The sequence below is a fragment of the Segatella hominis genome, from assembly GCF_004535825.1.
GTDB classification, from domain to species: domain Bacteria; phylum Bacteroidota; class Bacteroidia; order Bacteroidales; family Bacteroidaceae; genus Prevotella; species Prevotella hominis.
Genome location: NZ_SGVY01000014.1, coordinates 24,905 through 42,785, shown reverse-complemented (window position 1 = coordinate 42,785; position 17,881 = coordinate 24,905). Strand labels below are relative to the sequence as shown.

At 43.3% G+C, this 17,881-nt stretch carries 26 protein-coding genes; all 26 read left to right on the top strand.

Going from position 1 to position 17,881, the window contains the following annotated elements; translation table 11 throughout:
• The first annotated feature begins 13 nt into the window (after positions 1-13).
• The 26 genes from rpoC (at position 14) to rplO (ending at position 17,881) form a co-directional block, all read left to right on the top strand.
• Entirely contained in the window at positions 14-4,345 is a 4,332-nt protein-coding gene (gene rpoC / locus EXN75_RS07060; RefSeq protein ID WP_118116742.1) for a DNA-directed RNA polymerase subunit beta', read from the top strand.
• 335 nt (positions 4,346-4,680) lie between these two features.
• Positions 4,681-5,001, top strand: coding sequence for a DUF3467 domain-containing protein (locus EXN75_RS07055; protein ID WP_118116740.1), 321 nt, complete (start codon positions 4,681-4,683; stop codon positions 4,999-5,001).
• 340 nt (positions 5,002-5,341) lie between these two features.
• Positions 5,342-5,722, top strand: coding sequence for a 30S ribosomal protein S12 (gene rpsL, locus EXN75_RS07050; protein WP_022110378.1), 381 nt, complete (start codon positions 5,342-5,344; stop codon positions 5,720-5,722).
• Positions 5,723-5,902: 180 nt separating this feature from the next.
• Positions 5,903-6,379: a 30S ribosomal protein S7 gene (gene rpsG, locus EXN75_RS07045; RefSeq protein ID WP_118116738.1), complete on the top strand. Its 477-nt coding sequence runs from the start codon at positions 5,903-5,905 to the stop codon at positions 6,377-6,379.
• A 24-nt stretch (positions 6,380-6,403) separates the two neighbouring features.
• A complete protein-coding gene (fusA, locus tag EXN75_RS07040) occupies positions 6,404-8,518 on the top strand; it encodes an elongation factor G (RefSeq protein ID WP_118116736.1) in 2,115 nt (704 codons plus the stop codon).
• Between the two features lie 109 nt (positions 8,519-8,627).
• Complete coding sequence (gene rpsJ, locus EXN75_RS07035; protein ID WP_006283658.1) at positions 8,628-8,933, top strand: 30S ribosomal protein S10; 306 nt, start codon at positions 8,628-8,630, stop codon at positions 8,931-8,933.
• A 20-nt stretch (positions 8,934-8,953) separates the two neighbouring features.
• Positions 8,954-9,568, top strand: a complete 615-nt coding sequence (rplC, locus tag EXN75_RS07030) for a 50S ribosomal protein L3 (protein ID WP_118116734.1) — start codon at positions 8,954-8,956, stop codon at positions 9,566-9,568.
• On the top strand, positions 9,568-10,197 hold the full coding sequence (gene rplD / locus EXN75_RS07025) for a 50S ribosomal protein L4 (RefSeq protein ID WP_118116732.1): 630 nt from the start codon (positions 9,568-9,570) through the stop codon (positions 10,195-10,197). Before rplC ends, rplD begins: the two co-directional genes overlap by 1 nt.
• A 17-nt stretch (positions 10,198-10,214) precedes the next feature.
• Positions 10,215-10,508: a 50S ribosomal protein L23 gene (rplW, locus tag EXN75_RS07020; RefSeq protein ID WP_118116730.1), complete on the top strand. Its 294-nt coding sequence runs from the start codon at positions 10,215-10,217 to the stop codon at positions 10,506-10,508.
• 8 nt (positions 10,509-10,516) lie between these two features.
• Positions 10,517-11,344 carry a 50S ribosomal protein L2 gene (gene rplB / locus EXN75_RS07015; protein WP_118116728.1) on the top strand — a complete coding sequence of 276 codons (828 nt, stop codon included), beginning with the start codon at positions 10,517-10,519 and terminating at the stop codon, positions 11,342-11,344.
• Between the two features lie 10 nt (positions 11,345-11,354).
• Complete coding sequence (rpsS, locus tag EXN75_RS07010; RefSeq protein WP_006848832.1) at positions 11,355-11,621, top strand: 30S ribosomal protein S19; 267 nt, start codon at positions 11,355-11,357, stop codon at positions 11,619-11,621.
• A gap of 36 nt (positions 11,622-11,657) precedes the next feature.
• The gene (gene rplV / locus EXN75_RS07005) at positions 11,658-12,062 is read left to right on the top strand and encodes a 50S ribosomal protein L22 (protein ID WP_118116726.1); all 405 of its coding nucleotides are present in this window, start codon (positions 11,658-11,660) and stop codon (positions 12,060-12,062) included.
• Positions 12,063-12,070: 8 nt separating this feature from the next.
• Complete coding sequence (gene rpsC, locus EXN75_RS07000) at positions 12,071-12,799, top strand: 30S ribosomal protein S3 (protein ID WP_118116724.1); 729 nt, start codon at positions 12,071-12,073, stop codon at positions 12,797-12,799.
• A 14-nt stretch (positions 12,800-12,813) separates the two neighbouring features.
• Positions 12,814-13,242 carry a 50S ribosomal protein L16 gene (gene rplP / locus EXN75_RS06995; protein ID WP_118116722.1) on the top strand — a complete coding sequence of 143 codons (429 nt, stop codon included), beginning with the start codon at positions 12,814-12,816 and terminating at the stop codon, positions 13,240-13,242.
• Positions 13,243-13,244: 2 nt separating this feature from the next.
• Positions 13,245-13,439: a 50S ribosomal protein L29 gene (rpmC, locus tag EXN75_RS06990; protein ID WP_006848828.1), complete on the top strand. Its 195-nt coding sequence runs from the start codon at positions 13,245-13,247 to the stop codon at positions 13,437-13,439.
• A 2-nt stretch (positions 13,440-13,441) separates the two neighbouring features.
• Positions 13,442-13,708, top strand: a complete 267-nt coding sequence (gene rpsQ, locus EXN75_RS06985) for a 30S ribosomal protein S17 (RefSeq protein ID WP_006848827.1) — start codon at positions 13,442-13,444, stop codon at positions 13,706-13,708.
• Positions 13,709-13,710: 2 nt separating this feature from the next.
• Positions 13,711-14,076 (top strand): 50S ribosomal protein L14, encoded by a 366-nt coding sequence (gene rplN, locus EXN75_RS06980; RefSeq protein WP_004369535.1) that lies wholly within the window; start codon positions 13,711-13,713, stop codon positions 14,074-14,076.
• A gap of 19 nt (positions 14,077-14,095) precedes the next feature.
• A complete protein-coding gene (rplX, locus tag EXN75_RS06975) occupies positions 14,096-14,413 on the top strand; it encodes a 50S ribosomal protein L24 (protein WP_118116720.1) in 318 nt (105 codons plus the stop codon).
• On the top strand, positions 14,413-14,967 hold the full coding sequence (gene rplE / locus EXN75_RS06970; protein ID WP_022122149.1) for a 50S ribosomal protein L5: 555 nt from the start codon (positions 14,413-14,415) through the stop codon (positions 14,965-14,967). The genes rplX and rplE overlap by 1 nt, the downstream gene beginning before the upstream one ends.
• 5 nt (positions 14,968-14,972) lie before the next feature.
• On the top strand, positions 14,973-15,275 hold the full coding sequence (gene rpsN, locus EXN75_RS06965; RefSeq protein WP_118116718.1) for a 30S ribosomal protein S14: 303 nt from the start codon (positions 14,973-14,975) through the stop codon (positions 15,273-15,275).
• Positions 15,276-15,351: 76 nt separating this feature from the next.
• Complete coding sequence (gene rpsH / locus EXN75_RS06960; RefSeq protein ID WP_118116716.1) at positions 15,352-15,747, top strand: 30S ribosomal protein S8; 396 nt, start codon at positions 15,352-15,354, stop codon at positions 15,745-15,747.
• A gap of 14 nt (positions 15,748-15,761) precedes the next feature.
• A complete protein-coding gene (rplF, locus tag EXN75_RS06955) occupies positions 15,762-16,334 on the top strand; it encodes a 50S ribosomal protein L6 (RefSeq protein ID WP_118116714.1) in 573 nt (190 codons plus the stop codon).
• 18 nt (positions 16,335-16,352) lie between these two features.
• Positions 16,353-16,697, top strand: coding sequence for a 50S ribosomal protein L18 (gene rplR, locus EXN75_RS06950; RefSeq protein WP_118116712.1), 345 nt, complete (start codon positions 16,353-16,355; stop codon positions 16,695-16,697).
• Between the two features lie 6 nt (positions 16,698-16,703).
• Positions 16,704-17,216 (top strand): 30S ribosomal protein S5, encoded by a 513-nt coding sequence (rpsE, locus tag EXN75_RS06945; RefSeq protein ID WP_118116710.1) that lies wholly within the window; start codon positions 16,704-16,706, stop codon positions 17,214-17,216.
• Positions 17,217-17,232: 16 nt separating this feature from the next.
• On the top strand, positions 17,233-17,409 hold the full coding sequence (gene rpmD, locus EXN75_RS06940; protein ID WP_134843273.1) for a 50S ribosomal protein L30: 177 nt from the start codon (positions 17,233-17,235) through the stop codon (positions 17,407-17,409).
• Positions 17,410-17,434: 25 nt separating this feature from the next.
• Entirely contained in the window at positions 17,435-17,881 is a 447-nt protein-coding gene (rplO, locus tag EXN75_RS06935) for a 50S ribosomal protein L15 (protein WP_118116706.1), read from the top strand.

The following is a 17,881-nucleotide window of genomic DNA, read 5'->3' as shown; positions in this document are numbered from 1 at the left end:
TAGATATAGAAACATGGCTTTCAAAAAAGATACAAAGGTAAAGAATAATTTTACGAAGATTACCATCGGTCTTGCTTCTCCAGAGGAGATCTTGGAAAATTCGTATGGTGAGGTGACTAAGCCTGAAACCATTAATTATCGTACATATAAGCCGGAACGTGACGGCTTGTTCTGCGAGCGCATCTTTGGTCCTACCAAGGACTATGAGTGCGCCTGCGGCAAGTACAAGCGTATCCGCTACAAGGGAATCGTCTGCGACCGATGCGGTGTTGAGGTGACTGAGAAGAAGGTGCGCCGTGAGCGTGCTGGTCACATCGAACTCGTCGTACCTGTTGCTCACATCTGGTATTTCCGTTCCCTTCCTAATAAGATAGGTTACCTCCTGGGTATGCCTACCAAGAAACTGGATGCTGTCATCTACTATGAGAAGTATGTAGTGATCCGTCCAGGTGTGCTGGAAGGAAAAACTGATGCTGACGGTCTCGAAATCAACGGTTCTCATAAGCTCGACCTCCTCACAGAGGAAGAGTATATTGATATTCTTGACAATCATCTGGATCCTGAAAATGAATATCTTGCAGATGATGATCCTAACAAGTTTGTTGCCAAGATGGGTGCTGAGGCAATCTATGAACTGCTTCAGAACATTGATCTCGACAGCTTGTCTTACGAGCTTCGCGATCATGCCAACAACGATTCAAGCCAGCAGCGCAAGACCGAGGCTTTGAAGCGTCTTCAGGTAGTAGAGGGCTTCCGTGCAAGCAAGGGCATCAACAAGCCAGAGTGGATGATCATGAAGGTAATTCCTGTGACTCCTCCTGAGCTCCGCCCTTTGGTTCCGCTTGATGGTGGTCGTTTCGCTACTTCTGACTTGAACGACCTCTACCGTCGTGTTATCATCCGTAATAACCGTTTGAAGCGACTCGTAGAAATCAAGGCTCCTGAGGTAATTCTCCGTAATGAGAAGCGTATGTTGCAGGAGGCAGTGGACAGCTTGTTTGACAACTCACGCAAGAGTTCTGCTGTAAAGAGCGAGAGCAACCGTCCATTGAAGTCACTCTCTGACTCTTTGAAGGGTAAGCAGGGTCGTTTCCGTCAGAACCTCCTCGGTAAGCGTGTTGACTACTCTGCACGTTCCGTAATCGTTGTAGGTCCTGAGTTGAAGATGGGTGAGTGCGGTCTTCCTAAGTTGATGGCTGCTGAGCTTTACAAACCATTCATCATCCGTAAGTTGATAGAGCGTGGTATCGTAAAGACTGTTAAGAGTGCCAAGAAGATTGTTGACCGTCGCGAACCTGTTATCTGGGATATCCTGGAGAACGTGATGAAGGGTCATCCGGTTATGCTGAACCGTGCTCCGACACTTCACCGTCTTGGTATCCAGGCTTTCCAGCCTAAGATGATTGAGGGTAAGGCTATCCAATTACACCCATTGGCTTGTACTGCGTTCAACGCCGACTTCGATGGTGACCAGATGGCTGTTCACCTTCCATTGAGCAATGAGGCAGTATTGGAGGCACAGATTCTGATGCTCCAGAGCCACAACATCTTGAACCCTGCCAATGGTGCGCCTATCACCGTTCCTTCTCAGGATATGGTGCTCGGTCTTTACTATATTACTAAGATCCGCCCAGGTGCTAAGGGTGAAGGTTTGACATTCTACGGTCCGGAGGAGGCTCTGATTGCCCGTAATGAAGGTCGTTGCGATCTTCACTCTCTGGTTAAGGTAATCGTTAACGATGTTGTAGATGGCAAGCCACAGAAGCGTATGGTGGAAACATCTGTAGGTCGTGTGATCGTCAACCAGATTATTCCAGAAGAGGTAGGCTTCTTCAATGATGTCATCTCAAAGAAGACATTGCGTGGCCTGATTTCTGACGTAATCAAGAGTGTGGGTATGGCACAGGCTTGTGAATTCCTTGATGGTATCAAGAACCTGGGTTACCGCATGGCTTATGTTGCAGGTCTTTCATTTAACCTTGGTGATATCATTATCCCACCAGAGAAGGAGGAAATCGTATCAAGAGGTCAGAAGGAGATTGAGGAAATCACCAACAACTATAATATGGGTTTCATTACCAACAAGGAGCGTTACAATCAGGTAATTGATACTTGGACTCACGTTAACACCGACTTGGGTAATATCCTGATGAAGGAAATGACCGAGGCTGACCAGGGATTCAATGCAGTGTATATGATGCTTGATTCTGGAGCCCGTGGTTCTAAGGATCAGATTAAGCAGTTGTCTGGTATGCGTGGTTTGATGGCTAAGCCTCAGAAGGCTGGTGCTGAAGGTGCGCAGATCATTGAAAACCCTATCCTTTCCAACTTTAAGGAGGGTATGTCTGTGTTGGAGTACTTTATCGCTTCCCACGGTGCGCGTAAGGGTCTTGCCGATACCGCTATGAAGACTGCCGATGCAGGTTACCTCACCCGTCGTCTTGTAGACGTTTCTCATGACGTGATCATTACAGAAGAGGATTGTGGTACATTGCGCGGCTTGGTTTGCACAGCTTTGAAGAATGGTGATGAGGTTATCTCTTCTCTCTATGAGCGTATCTTGGGCCGTGTTTCTGTACACGATGTAATCCATCCTACAACTGGCGAATTGATTGTTGCTGCTGGTGATCAGATTACTGAAGCTAAGGCTAAGGCAATCGAGGATTCTCCTATCGAAAGTGTGGAAATCCGCTCTGTACTCACTTGCGAAAGCAAGAAGGGTGTCTGCATGAAGTGCTATGGCCGCAACTTGGCTACTGCCCGCATGGTACAGTTGGGTGAGGCTGTGGGTGTCATCGCAGCACAGGCTATCGGTGAGCCTGGTACTCAGTTGACTCTCCGTACATTCCATGCCGGTGGTATTGCTTCCAACGCTGCAGCTAATGCTAAGATTGAGGCAAAGAACAAGGCACGTATCGAATTCGACGAGTTGAGCACTGTTCCATTCGTAGAGGAAGATGAGGAAGGTAACGATATTAATTGCGAGAAGGTTGTAAGCCACCTTGCTGAAATCCGTTTCGTAGATCCTAATACAAATATCATTCTTTCTTCATTGAATGTACCTTATGGTTCTTCTCTCTATCATAAAGAAGGTGAAATCGTAGATAAGGGTACTGTCATTGCTAAGTGGGACCCATTCAACGCCGTAATCGTGAGCCAGTATGCTGGTACATTGAAATTCAATGATGTACAGAAAGATGCTACTTATCGTGCTGAGGTCGATGAAACTACTGGTCTTGAGGAGAAGATCATCACCGACTCTAAGAATAAGGCAATGGTTCCATCTTGTGATGTAATCGGTGCTAATGGTGAGGTTCTCGGTACTTATAACTTCCCTGTAGGTGGTCACTTGGCTGTTGAGGATGGTCAAACTATCAAGACTGGTGAGGTAATGGTTAAGATTCCACGTGCCGTAGGTGGTGCTGGTGATATTACCGGTGGTCTTCCACGTGTAACCGAGTTGCTTGAGGCACGTAATCCATCTAACCCTGCTGTCGTTTCTGAAATCGACGGTGAGGTAACAATGGGTAAGGTAAAACGTGGTAACCGTGAGATTATCGTTACTTCTAAAACTGGTGACCAGAAGAAGTATCTCGTATCTCTTTCAAAGCAGATTCTGGTACAGGAGCACGATGCCGTACGTGCAGGTACTCCATTGTCTGATGGTAGTGTAACTCCAGGCGATATCCTTGCTATTATGGGTCCTACTGCCGTTCAGGAGTATATCGTAAACCAGATTCAGGACGTATATCGTCTTCAGGGTGTGGCTATCAACGATAAGCACTTCGAGGTTGTTGTGCGCCAGATGATGCGTAAGGTTCGAATCGACGATCCAGGTGATACTACATTCCTTGAGCAGGAGTTGGTAGATAAACTCGACTTTGCAGAAGAGAATGATCGTATCTGGGGTAAGAAGGTTGTTACCGATGCCGGTGATAGCGAGAATCTCAAGCCTGGTCAGATCATTACAGCCCGTAAGTTGCGTGATGAGAACTCTGCATTGAAGCGTCGTGACAAGAAACTCGTTCAGGTACGTGATGCTGTGTCTGCTACATCTACTCAGATTCTTCAGGGTATCACCCGTGCAGCTCTTGGTACTAAGAGCTTCATGAGTGCTGCATCATTCCAGGAAACTACTAAGGTCTTGAATGAGGCAGCCATCCGTGGTAAGGTAGATTATCTCGAGGGTATGAAGGAGAATGTAATCTGCGGACACTTGATTCCTGCAGGTACTGGTCTTCGTCAGTGGGATAAACTTATCGTAGGCTCTAAGGAAGAATATGAGCGTATGCAGGCCAACAGAAAGAATGTACTCGACTATACAGACCCTTCTATTGGTGAGTAATGCTGCTTGACTTCTATAATAAATAGGAGATAACAGTAAATAGATTTCTATATACAAATATAATAATGTATATATACATAATAAAAATGGGTATGTCAGCAATGATATACCCATTTTGTTTATATGATCTTTGGCTTTTATTCTAAGACGAATTTGCTTTTGCCCTTTGATGTTTAATTTTTGATTCTCTGAAATTTGTTGTTTCTATTCTCATTTGTTTCGCTTTTTATTTCTGTCTTTCTTTAAAAAATAGCTAAAAAGTTTGCTCATATCAGATTTTTTGTGTAAGTTTGCATCCGTTAATTAAATGTTTTACCTTATAAACTTAAAGAAATATGGAAGATAATAAAAAAGACAATCAGAACCAGTTTCAAATGGGTATTAATCCTGAAGTAGCAGAGGGCACATATTCTAATTTGGCGCTCATCACTCACTCCACTTCAGATTTCATCTTAGACTTTGCATGCGTAATGCCAGGAATGCCACAGCCACAGATTAAGAGTCGCGTGATTATGGCTCCAGAACATGCTAAGCGTTTGTTGCAGGCTCTGCAGAGTAATATCTATAATTTCGAACAGGCATTTGGTACAATCAAGTTGCCACAGGCTCCTGAAGAGCCAATTGCTCCATTCAAGATTCCAAAGGGTGAAGCTTAACCCTTTGTATAGCATACTTTCTTATACTAAATTAGCCAATAAAAAACTGATATTAATAGAGTCGTTATAACCTAACAGACATACTATAGAAAAGCTCTAACAACATTGTAACAATTGCTGCAAAAGGGGGCAATTTTACCCATTTACTTTTTAATTTCAATATAGAAAAGTTATTTTTAGTTAAAATTTAAAGTTGCATGAAATTTGCTTTTAGATAAATTAGGTGGTTTAAAGGAAAAATCGTAACTTTGCACCCCGAAAAAGGCACCGACGAAGTGGCTTCTTCGAAAAATTGGTAGATAATAACAAAAAAATAATATATAAATTAAAAAGTTTAATTATGCCTACTATTTCACAATTGGTAAGAAAAGGCAGACAGGTTTTGGTTGACAAGAGTAAGTCACCAGCTTTGGATTCATGTCCTCAGCGTCGTGGTGTTTGCGTTCGTGTTTACACCACAACTCCTAAGAAGCCTAATTCAGCAATGCGTAAGGTTGCTCGTGTTCGTTTGACAAACTCTAAAGAGGTTAACTCTTACATCCCAGGAGAGGGTCACAATTTGCAGGAGCACTCAATCGTGTTGGTTCGTGGTGGTCGTGTTAAAGATCTTCCAGGTGTACGTTATCACATCGTTCGTGGTACTCTTGATACTGCAGGTGTTGCAAATCGTACACAGCGTCGTTCTAAGTACGGTGCTAAACGTCCAAAGGCTAAGAAGTAATTCTTAAAATTTAGACAAAACCGAAAACTCACGATCGGAGAAGGTTGGGAGTTTAGGTAAAAACATTATTTTTATTCAAAACGTTTTGCTGGAGAAGTAAATAGGTTGAGTAAATGTTCGGGTGCGAACGTTGAAGAACAGTAAACAGCCTCCGCAGAATTTAAAATTTTTCAATTAAAAATGAGAAAAGCAAAACCAAAGAAGCGTGTGATCCTCCCAGATCCAGTCTTCAACGACCAGAAGGTCTCAAAGTTCGTTAATCACTTGATGTATGATGGTAAGAAGAATACATCATATGAAATTTTCTATAATGCATTGGATACCGTTAAGGCTAAGATGGCTAACGAGGAAAAGTCTGCACTTGAGATTTGGAAACAGGCACTCGATAACATCACTCCTCAGGTAGAGGTTAAGAGCCGTCGTATCGGTGGTGCTACATTCCAGGTTCCTACTGAAATTCGTCCTGATCGTAAGGAAAGTATCTCTATGAAGAATCTTATTGCATTCGCTCGTAAGCGTGGTGGTAAGACTATGGCAGATAAGTTGGCTGCTGAGATTATGGATGCTTACAACAACCAGGGTGGTGCATTTAAGCGTAAGGAGGATATGCATCGTATGGCTGAGGCTAACCGTGCATTTGCTCACTTCAGATTCTAATTTAATTAATAGGTATATAAGAAAATGGCAAATCGCGATTTACATTTGACACGTAACATCGGTATCATGGCGCACATCGATGCCGGTAAAACAACAACATCTGAGCGTATCTTGTTCTATACAGGTAAGACTCATAAGATCGGTGAGGTACACGATGGTGCTGCAACTATGGACTGGATGGCCCAGGAGCAGGAGCGTGGTATCACTATTACTTCTGCAGCTACTACTTGTAACTGGAATTATCTTGGTAAGTCTTATAAGATTAACTTGATCGATACTCCGGGACACGTTGACTTCACTGCTGAGGTTGAGCGTTCACTCCGTGTACTCGATGGTGCTGTTGCTACATATTCTGCTGCTGACGGTGTTCAGCCTCAGTCAGAGACTGTATGGCGCCAGGCTGATAAGTATAATGTACCTCGTATTGGTTATGTAAACAAGATGGACCGTTCTGGTGCTAACTTCTTCGAGACAGTTCAGCAGATGAAGGATATCTTGGGCGCTAACCCAATTGCTATTCAGATTCCTATTGGTGCTGAGGAGAACTTCAAGGGTGTAGTTGACCTGATTAAGATGAAGGCAATCCTTTGGCACGATGAGACTATGGGTGCTGAGTATGACGTAGAGGATATTCCTGCTGACTTGGCTGATGAGGCTGCTGAGTGGCGTGATAAGCTCCTTGAGGGTGCTGCTAACTTCGATGACGAGGTTATGGAGCTTTACCTCGATGGTAAGGATATTCCAGAGGAGAAGCTCCTCGCTGCTATCCGCAAGGGTTGCTGCGCTATGGAGTGCTGCCCAATGTTGCTCGGTTCTTCATACAAGAACAAGGGTGTTCAGCCATTGCTCGACTATGTATGTGCATTCTTGCCTTCACCAATGGATACTCCAAATATCATCGGTACCAACCCTGATACTGAAGAGGAAGAGGATCGTAAGCCATCTGAGGATGAGCCAACATCTGCTCTCGCATTTAAGATCGCTACAGACCCATTCATGGGTCGCTTGGTGTTCTTCCGTGTTTACTCTGGTAAGGTTGTTGCAGGTTCTTATGTTTACAACCCACGTTCTGGCAAGCGCGAGCGTATCAGCCGTCTGTTCCAGATGAACTCTAAGCAGGAAATCCCTATGGAGTCTATCGACGCAGGTGATATCGGTGCAGGTGTAGGTTTCAAGGATATCCGTACTGGTGATACACTCTGTGATGAGGATCACCCAATCGTATTGGAGTCTATGACATTCCCTGATACTGTGATCTCTATTGCAGTTGAGCCAAAGAGCCAGGCTGACATCGCTAAGATGGACAATGGTCTCGCTAAGTTGGCTGAAGAGGACCCAACCTTCACAGTTCGTACAGACGAGCAGAGCGGTCAGACTATCATCTCTGGTATGGGTGAGCTCCACTTGGATATCATCATCGACCGCTTGAAGCGTGAGTTCAAGGTTGAATGTAACCAGGGTAAGCCTCAGGTTAACTACAAGGAGGCTATTACTAAGACAGCTCAGAGCCGTGAGACTTACAAGAAGCAGTCTGGTGGTCGTGGTAAGTTCGCTTGTATCGATGTAACCATCGGTCCTAAGGATGAGGATTACAAGGAAGGCGACTTGCAGTTCATCAACGAAGTTAAGGGTGGTAACGTTCCTAAGGAATTCATCCCATCTGTACAGAAGGGCTTCGCTGATTGCTTGTCAAATGGTGTACTTGGTGGCTTCCCAATGACAGGTTTGAAGGTAACTTTGACCGATGGTAGCTTCCACCCAGTTGACTCTGACCAGTTGTCATTCGAGTTGGTTGCACATCAGGCATTCAAGGTACTTTGCCCTAAGGCAGGTCCTGTTTTGATGGAGCCTATCATGAAGGTAGAGGTTGTTACTCCAGAAGAGAACATGGGTGACGTAATCGGTGACTTGAACAAGCGCCGTGGTCTCGTTCAGGGTATGGAAGAAGGTCGTAGCGGTGCTCGCATCGTAAAGGCAATGGTTCCATTGGCTGAAATGTTCGGTTATGTAACAGCTTTGCGTACTATCACTTCTGGTCGTGCAACAAGTTCTATGGAGTACGATCATCATGCACCTCTTTCTTCAACAATTGCTAAGGCTGTGTTGGAGGAGGTTAAGGGTCACGCAGAACTCCTTTAATAAGAAATAACGGTAAGATGAGGCGCTGCTTAGCGAATGACTCTTAAGCAGCGTACCTCTTCTTCCATTAGACTAAATAATTCATATAAATAATAACTTAATTTTAAAAATGAGTCAGAAAATCAGAATTAAGCTGAAGTCTTACGACCACCAGTTGGTTGACAAGTCAGCTGAGAAGATTGTGAAGGCTGTTAAGGCAACAGGCGCTATCGTTAGTGGTCCTATTCCATTGCCAACACACAAGCGTATTTTTACTGTAAACCGCAGTACCTTCGTTAATAAGAAGTCTCGCGAGCAGTTCCAGCTCTCAGATTTCAAGCGTCTCATCGACATCTACAGCTCAACAGCTAAGACAGTTGATGCCTTGATGAAGCTTGAATTGCCAAGTGGTGTAGAAGTAGAAATCAAAGTCTAATTATTTAAATTTAAATTGAAATGCCAGGATTAATTGGAAAAAAAATCGGAATGACATCCGTTTTCAGTGCCGACGGTAAGAATATTCCGTGCACTGTTATCGAAGTAGGTCCTTGTGTTGTAACCCAGGTTAAAACTGTAGAGAAGGATGGTTACAAGGCTTATCAGTTAGGTTTCGGTGAGGCTAAAGAGAAGAGAACTTCTCAGCCTATGATGGGAATCTTCAAGAAGGCAGGCACAACACCTAAGAAGCACTTGGCCGAGTTCAAGTTTGATGAGGAGTACAACCTCGGTGACACCATTACAGTTGAAATCTTCAACGACTGCAAGTTCGTTGATGTCATTGGTACATCAAAGGGTAAAGGCTTCCAGGGCGTTGTTAAGCGTCACGGATTCGGTGGTGTAGGTCAGTCTACTCACGGTCAGGATGACCGCGCTCGTAAGCCGGGATCTATTGGTGCATGTTCTTACCCAGCTAAGGTATTCAAGGGTATGCGCATGGGCGGCCAAATGGGAGGTGACAGAGTTACTACTCAGAACCTTCAGGTGTTAAAGGTTATTCCAGAGCAGAATCTTCTTATCGTGAAGGGTTCTTTCGCTGGATGCAAAGGTTCAACTGTTTTAATTGAGAAATAATGGAAGTTAGCGTATTAGATATCAAAGGTCAGGAGACCGGCCGTAAGGTAGCTCTTAATGATGCAATCTTCGGTATTGAGCCTAACGATCACGTTCTCTATCTCGACGTAAAGCAGTATCTCGCTAACCAGCGTCAGGGTACAGCTAAGTCTAAGGAGAGAAGCGAGATGAGCGGTTCTACTCGTAAGCTTGGTCGTCAGAAGGGCGGCGGTGGTGCTCGCCGTGGTGATATTAACTCACCTGTACTCGTAGGTGGTGCTCGCGTTTTTGGTCCTAAGCCACGTGATTATCGCTTCAAATTGAATAAGAAAGTAAAGATTCTTGCTCGTAAGTCTGCTCTGTCTTACAAGGCTCAGGAGAACTCTATCGTGATGTTGGAAGATTTCACTTTTGAGGCTCCAAAGACTAAAGAATTCTTAAGTGTTCTTAAGAATCTTAAAATCGAGGGCAAAAAGGTACTCTTCGTTTTGCCAGAATCAAATAAAAACGTATATTTGTCTGCTCGTAACTTACAGCGCTCTGAGGTTATCCTCGCATCTAACGTCAATTCGTACAAAATTTTGAATGCTGATGTTGTAGTGATTACTGAAAAGTCGCTTGAGACAATCGACCAAATCTTAACAAAGTAAAAAGGAGATATTAGAATATGGCATTTATTATCAAACCATTGGTTACTGAGAAGATGACCAAGATTACAGACAAGCAGCCTAACCGCTATGGCTTCGTTGTTCGTCCTGAGGCTAATAAGCTCGAGATTAAGAAGGAAGTTGAAAGTCTGTATAATGTTACAGTAGTTGACGTAAACACTCTGCGTTACTCAGGCAAGCGCTCTGCTCGTTATACTAAGGCAGGTCTTGTTAAGGGCCAGAAGAATGCGTTCAAGAAGGCAATCGTTACTCTGAAAGAGGGCGAAACAATTGATTTTTATAGCAATATTTAAAATAAAAAATGGCAGTACGTAAATTAAAACCGGTTACTCCGGGTCAAAGACACAAAGTTATTGGCACGTTCGAGGATATTACTGCATCCGTGCCAGAGAAGTCTCTCGTTTACGGTAAGCGTTCTACCGGTGGTCGAAACAACACCGGTAAAATGACCGTTCGCTACATTGGTGGTGGTCATAAGCAGAAGTATCGTTTAATCGACTTCAAACGTGAGAAAGATGGTGTTCCAGCAGTTGTTAAAACAATCGAGTACGATCCTAATCGTTCTGCTCGTATCGCATTGCTTTACTATGCTGATGGTGAAAAACGTTACATTATTGCTCCTAACGGACTTCAGGTAGGCGCTACTTTGATGTCAGGTGCAGAGGCTGCTCCTGAAATCGGTAACTGTCTTCCTTTGGCAAACATCCCTGTTGGTACAGTGATCCACAACATTGAGTTGCGTCCTGGTCAGGGTGCTTTGTTGGTTCGTTCGGCTGGTAATTTTGCTCAGTTGACTTCTCGTGAGGGCAGTTATTGTGTTATTAAGCTCCCTTCTGGCGAGTTGCGCCAGATTTTGAGTGCTTGTAAAGCTACTATCGGTAGTGTAGGTAATTCTGATCACGCTCTTGAGCAGTCTGGTAAGGCTGGTCGCTCACGCTGGTTGGGACGTCGTCCTCACAACCGTGGTGTTGTTATGAACCCTGTTGATCACCCAATGGGTGGTGGTGAAGGTCGCCAGAGTGGTGGTCACCCACGTTCACGTAAGGGCTTGTACGCTAAGGGTCTTAAGACTCGCGCACCTAAGAAGCTTTCTAACAAGTATATTATTGAAAGAGCTAACAAAAAATAAAGAGTAAATTATGAGTCGTTCACTTAAAAAAGGTCCATATATCAACGTTTCTTTGGAGAAGAAAATTCTTGCAATGAACGAAAGTGGCAAGAAAAATGTTGTTAAGACATGGGCTAGAGCTTCAATGATATCTCCTGATTTCGTAGGACATACTGTTGCAGTTCATAACGGTAACAAATTTATCCCTGTTTATGTTACAGAGAATATGGTAGGACACAAGCTTGGAGAGTTTGCTCCAACTCGTCGTTTCGGTGGCCACTCTGGTAACAGAAAGTAAACTAAGGGTTAAACCATTTAAAATATTAAGTAAATAATGGGAGCAAGAAAACATATTGCGGCTGAGAAATTGAAAGAGGCCCGTAAAAACTTGTACTTCGCTAAGTTGGTAGGCGTTCCTTCTTCTCCACGTAAAATGCGCTACGTTGTAGACATGATTCGTGGTATGGAGGTTAACCGTGCACTCGGAGTACTTCGCTTCTCTAAGAAGCAGGCATCTGCTGACGTTGAGAAATTACTCCGTTCAGCTATCGCTAACTGGGAAGCTAAGAATGATCGCAAAGCTGAGGATGGTGAGCTTTATATCAGTAAGGTCTTTGTTGATGGAGGCGTTACAATGAAACGTATGAGACCTGCACCACAGGGTCGTGGTTATAGAATTCGCAAGCGTTCTAACCATGTTACTCTTTTTGTAGATGCAAAAACTAATGACGATAAATAAATAGTAGAATGGGACAGAAAGTTAATCCGATAAGTAACCGACTTGGTATTATCCGTGGTTGGGATTCAAATTGGTTCGGTGGTAAGAACTTCGGTGATAACCTCGTAGAGGATCAGAAAATCCGTAAGTATCTTAACGAGCGTCTTGCTAAGGCAAGTGTTTCTCGTATCGTTATCGAGCGTACATTGAAACTTGTTACCATTACTATTTGTACAGCCCGTCCAGGTATTGTCATTGGTAAAGGTGGTCAGGATGTAGATAAGTTGAAGGAAGAGTTGAAGAAGCTTTATAAGAAAGATATTCAAATCAACATCTTCGAGGTTAAGAAGCCTGAGCTTGATGCTACTATCGTAGGTAAGAACATCGCTAGCCAGATTGAGCACATGATTGCTTATCGTCGCGCTATCAAGATGGCAGTTGCCAACACTATGCGTGCTGGTGCTGAGGGTATCAAGATTCAGATTACTGGTCGTCTGAATGGTGCTGAAATGGCACGAAAGGAAATGTACAAAGAGGGTCGTACTCCTCTTCACACATTCCGCGCAGACATCGATTATTGCCAGTGCGAAGCACTTACTAAGGTAGGTTTGCTTGGTATCAAGGTTTGGATTTGCCGTGGTGAGGTTTATGGTAAGGCTGATCTTACTCCTAACTTTACTGCTGATAACAAGGGCAACAACCGTGGTAACGGTCGCTCAAACCGTGGTGGTAATCGCAAGAAAAACAATAACCGTTAAATTAGAAAGCTATCATGTTACAGCCAAAAAGAGTAAAATATAGAAGACCTCAAGATGGACGTGGCAACAAAGGCAACGCTCACAGAGGTACACAATTGGCATTCGGTTCTTTCGGTATCAAGACTCTTGAGCCAAAGTGGATCGATAGCCGTCAGATAGAGGCAGCTCGTGTAGCATTGAACCGTTACATGAATCGTCAGGGTCAGGTGTGGATCCGTATCTTCCCTGATAAGCCTATCACTCGTAAGCCTGCTGATGTCCGTATGGGTAAAGGTAAGGGTGATCCTGCAGGATGGGTTGCTCCTGTTACACCAGGTCGCATTCTCTTCGAAGTAGAGGGAGTTAGTTTTGATGTTGCTAAAGAGGGTCTTCGTCTTGCAGCACAGAAACTTCCTGTTAAGACTAAGTTTATTGTTAGACGTGATTACGATAAAAACGCTTAATTATGAAGATCGCAGAAATTAAAAATATCGAAACCAAGGAATTGGTTGAGAAGTTGGAGGCAGCAGTTGACGCTTTGAACAAGAAGAAGATCAACCACAATGTAACTCCACTTGAGAATCCATCAGAGATTAAGGTTGCTCGTCGTGATATCGCACGTATGAAAACTGAACTTCGTCAGAGAGAACTTAACAAATAATAATGGTCCAGATGGAAACAAGAAATTTAAGAAAAGTAAGACAGGGTGTTGTTATTAGCAACAAAATGGATAAAACCATTGTTATTGCAGCTAAGTTCAAGGAAATGCACCCTATTTATGGTAAGTTTGTCCAGAAGACAAAGAAGTACCATGCACATGACGAGAATAATGAGGCTAACGTAGGTGATACTGTTATGATCATGGAAACTCGTCCTCTGTCTAAGACAAAAAGATGGAGATTAGTACAAATCGTAGAAAAAGCTAAGTAATTATGATACAAGCAGAATCAAGACTTACAGTATGTGATAACAGCGGTGCTCGCGAGGCTCTTTGCATTCGAGTTCTCGGTGGTACAGGCCGTCGTTACGCAAGTGTTGGTGACGTGATTGTCGTTTCTGTCAAGAACGTTATCCCATCAAGTGATTTGAAGAAAGGTGCAGTATCAAAGGCTTTGATTGTTCGCACAAAGAAGGAAATTCGTCGTGCTGATGGTTCTTACATCCGTTTCGATGATAACGCTTGTGTATTGCTCAATAATGCTGGTGAGCTTCGTGGTAGCCGTATCTTCGGTCCTGTTGCTCGTGAGCTCCGTGCAGTCAACATGAAAGTCGTTTCTTTGGCACCTGAGGTTCTTTAATTATTAAAAATTTAAAGTAATGAGTAAGTTACATATAAAGAAAGACGATAATGTTATCGTTATTGCCGGTGCAGATAAGGGCAAGACTGGTAAGGTGCTCAAGGTTCTCGTTGATGAGAATCGTGCCATTGTTGAAGGTGTACACATGGTATCTAAGAGCATGAAGCCTTCTGCTAAGAATCCTCAGGGAGGCATCGTAAAGCAAGAGGCTCCTATTCATATCTCTAATTTAAGCTTGATCGATCCTAAGAGTGGCAAGGCTACACGAGTAGCTATCAAGCATGAGGGTAAAAATGTTGTTCGCATCGCTAAAAAGTCAGGGGAGGAAATCAAGTAATGGATACAGCACAGTTAAAGAAAGTATATAAAGAGACAATCGCTCCAGCTTTGCAGAAGCAGTTCAACTACTCTTCTGCTATGGAGATTCCTGTATTGAAGAAGATTGTTATCAACCAGGGTCTCGGTGATGCTACACAGGACAAGAAAATTGTTGATGTAGCTATTAATGAGATTACAGCAATTACAGGTCAGAAGGCTGTTGCTACATATTCTAAGAAGGATATCGCAAACTTCAAACTTCGTAAGAAGATGCCTATCGGTGTTATGGTAACATTGCGTCGTGAGCGTATGTATGAGTTCTTGGAGAAGCTCGTTCGTGTTTCTCTTCCTCGTATCCGTGACTTCAAGGGTATTGAAAGCAAGTTTGATGGTCGTGGTAATTACACTTTGGGTATTACTGAGCAGATTATCTTCCCTGAGATCAATATCGATGAAATCGATCGCATCCAGGGTATGAACATTACCTTCGTTACAACAGCAAAGACTGACGAAGAAGGTTTTGCTCTTTTGAAGGCATTCGGTCTTCCATTCAAGAACGCAAATAAAGACTAAGAGATATGGCAAAAGAATCAATGAAAGCTCGCGAGGTTAAGCGTGCAAAGCTTGTAGCTCGTTACGCTGAAAAGCGCGAAGCACTGAAAAAGATTATTGCAACTTCTAATGACCCAGCTGAAGCATACGAGGCAGCTCGTAAGCTTCAGGCTATTCCAAAGAATGCAAACCCTATCCGTCTTCACAATCGTTGCAAGATCACTGGTCGTCCAAAGGGTTATATCCGCCAGTTCGGTCTTTCTCGTATCCAGTTCCGTGAGATGGCTTCAGCAGGTTTGATTCCAGGCGTTAAGAAGGCTAGCTGGTAATCCCCTTTTAGGTTAGAAAGATTTATTTTATTTAATATTGTCGGGGTCGTCCCGATTAATTAAACATTTTATTTTTATGACAGATCCAATAGCAGATTATCTGACAAGACTCAGAAATGCAATCATGGCTCATCACCGTGTTGTTGAAGTTCCTGCGTCTAACTTGAAGAAAGAGATCACTAAGATCCTCTTCGAGAAAGGTTACATCCTTAACTACAAGTTTGTAGAGGATGGTCCTCAGGGTACTATCAAAGTTGCTTTGAAGTACAATCCAACTACCAAGCAAAACGCTATCAAGTGTTTGAAGCGTGTTTCTACTCCAGGTTTGCGTAAGTATACTGGTTACAAGGACATGCCAAGAGTTATTAACGGATTAGGTATTGCTATCTTATCTACATCCAAAGGTGTAATGACAGACAAAGAGGCTGCTGATCTTAAGATCGGTGGTGAGGTTCTTTGCTATATTTATTAATTGGAGGATTGAATATGTCAAGAATAGGAAAATTGCCAATTAGTATCCCTGCAGGTGTTACCGTTAATTTTGATGCTAATTCTAATGTAGTGTCTGTAAAAGGCCCTAAGGGTGAACTTTCTCAGTGGATTGATCCATCTATCAAGATGAATGTTGCAGATGGTCACATTGTATTTGAGATTGATGAAAATAGTCCTGTTAATTCTAAGCAGAAGCAGGCTTTCCATGGTTTGTACCGTTCTCTCGTTAACAACATGGTTGTTGGTGTTAGCGCTGGTTATTCTAAGACTATGGAGTTGGTTGGTGTTGGTTACCGTGTTTCAAACCAGGGTAATCTCATCGAATTTGCTTTAGGTTATACACACCCTATCTTCATTCAGTTACCTAAGGAGATTAAGGTTGAGACTAAGTCTGAAAGAAATCAGAACCCAATCATTACATTGGAGTCTTGTGACAAGCAGTTGTTAGGACTCGTTTGTGCAAAAATTCGTTCTTTCCGTAAGCCTGAGCCTTACAAGGGTAAGGGTATCTTGTTCAAGGGTGAAGTTATTCGCAGAAAGTCTGGTAAGAGTGCTTCAGCTAAGTAATTTTAATTATTTACGATTATGACAACAAAGAAAGTAGAAAGACGAATTAAGATAAAGTTCCGTATTCGTAAGAATGTTAATGGAACAGCTGAGCGTCCACGTCTTAGTGTTTTCCGCTCTAACAAGCAGATTTACGCTCAGGTTATTAATGATTTGACAGGTACCACACTTGCTTCTGCTTCTTCACTTGGTTTGGAGAAGATGCCTAAGCAGGAGCAGGCTGCTAAAGTAGGCGAGCTCGTTGCTGAAAAGGCAAAGGCTGCTGGTGTAGAGTCAGTAGTTTTCGACCGTAATGGTTATCTTTACCATGGTCGTGTTAAGGAGTTGGCTGATGGTGCTCGTAAGGGTGGTCTTAAATTTTAAACGATTATGGCAATGAATAAAGTAAAAGTTAATAATGATGTAGAACTTAAGGATCGCTTGGTTGCTATCAACCGTGTAACTAAGGTTACTAAAGGTGGTCGTACTTTCACATTCGCTGCTATCGTCGTTGTTGGTGACGGTAATGGCGTTATCGGTTATGGTCTTGGTAAGGCCGGCGAAGTTACTGCTGCTATCGCTAAGGGTACTGAGGCTGCCAAGAAGAATTTGGTAAAAGTTCCAGTTTTAAAGGGTACTGTTCCTCATGAGGTTGAGGTAGCTTTTGGTGGTGCTAAGGTTCTTCTTAAGCCAGCTGCTGCCGGTACCGGTTTGAAGGCCGGTGGTGCTATGCGTGCTGTACTTGAGAGTGTTGGTGTTAAGGACGTAATTGCTAAGTCAAAGGGTTCTTCTAACGCTCACAACCTTGTAAAGGCTACTATCGCTGCTCTTGCTCAGATGCGTGATGCATACACTGTTGCAGGTGAGCGTGGTATCAGTATGGATAAAGTATTTAACGGTTAATTAGGATTTATCGAATATGGCAACAATTAAAGTCAAGCAGATTAAGAGTAAAATCGGTGCTCCGGTAGATCAGAAGCGTACACTCGCTTGTCTGGGTCTCCACAAGATTTTTCAGGTTGTTGAGGTAGAGGATACTCCTAGCAACCGTGGTATGATCCGTAAGGTTCATCACCTCGTTAATGTAGTAGATTAATTAATCTTTTAAATTAGGAACGATTATGAAATTAAATAATTTAAAACCTGCTGAAGGTTCTACCCACTCACGTCGTCGTATTGGTCGTGGTCCAGGTTCTGGACTCGGTGGTACTTCTACCCGTGGTCACAAGGGTGCCAAGGCTCGTTCTGGTTATAAGAGAAAGATTGGTTTCGAAGGTGGTCAGATGCCATTGCAGCGTCGTGTTCCAAAGGCTGGTTTCAAGAATATCAACCATAAGGAGTATTTTGCTGTAAACCTTTCTACTCTTCAGGCTCTTGCTGAGGCAAAGAACCTTACTAAGATTGGTATTGCTGAACTTAAAGAGGCTGGTCTTACTAATGGTAAGGCTCTCGTTAAGGTTCTCGGCAATGGTGAACTTAAAGCAAAATTGGAAGTTGAAGCTAATGCTTTCTCAAAGACTGCCGAAGAAGCAATCAAGGCAGTAGGTGGTAACGCAACTATAATCTAA

What these genes read in the sequence shown, in the direction of transcription:
- rpsS (WP_006848832.1), top strand. Translation starts at nt 11,355, where the DNA reads ATGAGTCGTTCACTTAAAAAAGGTCCATATATCAACGTTTCTTTGGAG.
- rpsJ (WP_006283658.1), top strand. Translation starts at nt 8,628, where the DNA reads ATGAGTCAGAAAATCAGAATTAAGCTGAAGTCTTACGACCACCAGTTG.
- rplE (WP_022122149.1), top strand. Translation starts at nt 14,413, where the DNA reads ATGGATACAGCACAGTTAAAGAAAGTATATAAAGAGACAATCGCTCCA.
- rpsE (WP_118116710.1), top strand. Translation starts at nt 16,704, where the DNA reads ATGGCAATGAATAAAGTAAAAGTTAATAATGATGTAGAACTTAAGGAT.
- rplC (WP_118116734.1), top strand. Translation starts at nt 8,954, where the DNA reads ATGCCAGGATTAATTGGAAAAAAAATCGGAATGACATCCGTTTTCAGT.
- rplD (WP_118116732.1), top strand. Translation starts at nt 9,568, where the DNA reads ATGGAAGTTAGCGTATTAGATATCAAAGGTCAGGAGACCGGCCGTAAG.
- rplX (WP_118116720.1), top strand. Translation starts at nt 14,096, where the DNA reads ATGAGTAAGTTACATATAAAGAAAGACGATAATGTTATCGTTATTGCC.
- rplN (WP_004369535.1), top strand. Translation starts at nt 13,711, where the DNA reads ATGATACAAGCAGAATCAAGACTTACAGTATGTGATAACAGCGGTGCT.
- rpsN (WP_118116718.1), top strand. Translation starts at nt 14,973, where the DNA reads ATGGCAAAAGAATCAATGAAAGCTCGCGAGGTTAAGCGTGCAAAGCTT.
- rpmD (WP_134843273.1), top strand. Translation starts at nt 17,233, where the DNA reads ATGGCAACAATTAAAGTCAAGCAGATTAAGAGTAAAATCGGTGCTCCG.
- rpsG (WP_118116738.1), top strand. Translation starts at nt 5,903, where the DNA reads ATGAGAAAAGCAAAACCAAAGAAGCGTGTGATCCTCCCAGATCCAGTC.
- rplP (WP_118116722.1), top strand. Translation starts at nt 12,814, where the DNA reads ATGTTACAGCCAAAAAGAGTAAAATATAGAAGACCTCAAGATGGACGT.
- rplR (WP_118116712.1), top strand. Translation starts at nt 16,353, where the DNA reads ATGACAACAAAGAAAGTAGAAAGACGAATTAAGATAAAGTTCCGTATT.
- rplO (WP_118116706.1), top strand. Translation starts at nt 17,435, where the DNA reads ATGAAATTAAATAATTTAAAACCTGCTGAAGGTTCTACCCACTCACGT.
- rpsH (WP_118116716.1), top strand. Translation starts at nt 15,352, where the DNA reads ATGACAGATCCAATAGCAGATTATCTGACAAGACTCAGAAATGCAATC.
- rplB (WP_118116728.1), top strand. Translation starts at nt 10,517, where the DNA reads ATGGCAGTACGTAAATTAAAACCGGTTACTCCGGGTCAAAGACACAAA.
- rplW (WP_118116730.1), top strand. Translation starts at nt 10,215, where the DNA reads ATGGCATTTATTATCAAACCATTGGTTACTGAGAAGATGACCAAGATT.
- EXN75_RS07055 (WP_118116740.1), top strand. Translation starts at nt 4,681, where the DNA reads ATGGAAGATAATAAAAAAGACAATCAGAACCAGTTTCAAATGGGTATT.
- fusA (WP_118116736.1), top strand. Translation starts at nt 6,404, where the DNA reads ATGGCAAATCGCGATTTACATTTGACACGTAACATCGGTATCATGGCG.
- rplV (WP_118116726.1), top strand. Translation starts at nt 11,658, where the DNA reads ATGGGAGCAAGAAAACATATTGCGGCTGAGAAATTGAAAGAGGCCCGT.
- rpsL (WP_022110378.1), top strand. Translation starts at nt 5,342, where the DNA reads ATGCCTACTATTTCACAATTGGTAAGAAAAGGCAGACAGGTTTTGGTT.
- rplF (WP_118116714.1), top strand. Translation starts at nt 15,762, where the DNA reads ATGTCAAGAATAGGAAAATTGCCAATTAGTATCCCTGCAGGTGTTACC.
- rpsQ (WP_006848827.1), top strand. Translation starts at nt 13,442, where the DNA reads ATGGTCCAGATGGAAACAAGAAATTTAAGAAAAGTAAGACAGGGTGTT.
- rpmC (WP_006848828.1), top strand. Translation starts at nt 13,245, where the DNA reads ATGAAGATCGCAGAAATTAAAAATATCGAAACCAAGGAATTGGTTGAG.
- rpoC (WP_118116742.1), top strand. Translation starts at nt 14, where the DNA reads ATGGCTTTCAAAAAAGATACAAAGGTAAAGAATAATTTTACGAAGATT.
- rpsC (WP_118116724.1), top strand. Translation starts at nt 12,071, where the DNA reads ATGGGACAGAAAGTTAATCCGATAAGTAACCGACTTGGTATTATCCGT.